This is a genomic window from Halioglobus sp. HI00S01 (genome assembly GCF_001635445.1).
In the GTDB taxonomy this organism is placed as follows: domain Bacteria; phylum Pseudomonadota; class Gammaproteobacteria; order Pseudomonadales; family Halieaceae; genus Halioglobus; species Halioglobus japonicus.
Genome location: NZ_LWEE01000228.1, coordinates 1 through 220 on the forward strand (window position 1 = coordinate 1; position 220 = coordinate 220).

Sequence of the window (220 nt, forward strand, 5' to 3'; positions counted from 1 at the left end):
TATTGTGTCGGCTCTGGGCCGCTGGGGGCTGCAGCCAAACGCGGCTTACGAAGACTATATCCAGACCGATGCTTCGGTACACCAGGGCAACTCGGGAGGTGCTCTGATCGATGCCCGCGGCCAGCTAATGGGTATTAACACCCTGATCTATACCAGCGGCGGCGATAGCGAGGGCACAACAGGCATTGGCATTAGCCTGGCTATTCCCATCAACATGGCC

General features: G+C 58.2%; 1 protein-coding gene. It reads left to right on the forward strand.

All coding sequences use genetic code 11. The features are described 5' to 3' along the window. The coding region (locus A3709_RS17315; protein WP_156507827.1) for a S1C family serine protease at window positions 1-220 on the forward strand (220 nt) is incomplete at both ends.